The sequence below is a fragment of the Streptomyces sp. NPDC015032 genome (assembly GCF_043080425.1).
Classification (GTDB): Bacteria; Actinomycetota; Actinomycetes; order Streptomycetales; family Streptomycetaceae; genus Streptomyces.
The window spans coordinates 1-1,365 of record NZ_JBIBVN010000123.1 but is presented as its reverse complement, the minus strand read 5'-3'; the positions used below and the strand labels follow the sequence as shown (position 1 = coordinate 1,365).

Genomic DNA, 1,365 nt, shown 5'->3' with positions numbered 1-1,365 from the left:
GGGGTCTTGTGGGTGGCGTAGAAGCCCCTATGTTTCGTCAAGCGGCAGAAGGCACCTGGTTGGTGGCTCGGGGCTGGATGTACCGGTAGAGCTCGCGGGCGACATACCGCTTCAGACACCGGATGATCTCGCGCTTGGACATGCCCTCGGCGGTGCGTCGCCGCAGGTACTCCTGGGTGCGTTCGTCCCAGCGTATGCGGGTCTGCACGATGCGGTAGAGGGCGGCGTTGGCCTGACGGTGGCCACCGCGGTTCAGGCGCCGCCGCTGTGTCTTGCCGGAGGACTGCTCGACCGGGCTGACACCACACAACGCGGCGAAGGATGCTTCGTCGACGAGTCGGTCGGGGTTGTCACCTGCGGCAATGAGGAGGACCGCGGCGCTGTCGGGCCCGACACCGACCAGGTCCAGCATCTGGGGCCGGCAAGCACGAACGGCCCTGGTGGTGCGGCGGGTGAGCTCTTTGACCTCGTCGGACAGGTGCTGGACACGGCGGGCGAGCAGGCGCATCGTGAAGACGGCCTCGCCCCGGTGATCCACGTCGAGGGCCGCGCAGGTGGCGACCAGCGCAGGGTTGCTCAGGCCGGTGAGCAGTTCGCGCAGATCCGGGTCGATGGACATGAGGACGGCCTTGAGCTGGTTCAGCGCCTGGGTACGGGCCTTGACCGCCGATTCCTTGGCCAGCCGCAGGACCCGCATGTCCTCTACGGGGCCGTCCGCGCTCTTCGGCACGGTGGTGGCACGCCCGGACAGCACCGCACGAGCGGCCGCGTCCGCGTCGATGGCGTCTGTCTTGCCGCGTTTGCGCCGGGTGGCACGGTCGGGCTGGTTGATCTCGACGACGTCGATGCCCTCCCGGCGCAGGACCCGGGTCAGCGCGGCTCCGAAGGAGCCGGTGCACTCGACACCGGCACGACGCAGGACACCGAACGACCTTGCCCAGGCGAGCAGTTGGCGATAACCGATGGCGGTTGTCGGGAACTCCTGCTGAGCGAGCGAGGCACCCAGGGTCGTGATGACGGCGGCAACATGGACGTCCTTGTGGGTGTCCACCCCCAGGATCACGTCCTCGGCCTCCTCCGCGGGGGCGGGGACCCGCTCGGCGGGCAGCGTCGGCTGGGGCATGCTGGTGACGGTCACGAGGCTCCTTGGACTGGCTCTGGTGGCTGACACCGGTCCGGTGGGCGGTCAGAACTGTGACGGTGCTTTGTGCAGCAAAGCCCCTATCGGGACACGTTCACCGGGCCGACGGCAGTACGCACCACAGGAGGCCGGGGCCGACAGTTCTACTCCAAGGCAGCTGCGGCCAGTTGTCGCACGGGTCAGGCTCCGGCCCCCTGCGGCACACCATGATCCTCACAGTTGTC

Annotated in this window: 1 protein-coding gene; it reads right to left on the bottom strand. The window is 68.5% G+C overall.

The genetic code is table 11. The annotated features are described in order from the left end of the window. Positions 1–37 precede the first annotated feature (37 nt). On the bottom strand, positions 38–1,138 hold the full coding sequence (locus tag ACF08M_RS41655) for an IS110 family transposase (RefSeq protein WP_392190529.1): 1,101 nt from the start codon (positions 1,136–1,138) through the stop codon (positions 38–40). Between the last annotated feature and the right edge of the window lie 227 nt (positions 1,139–1,365).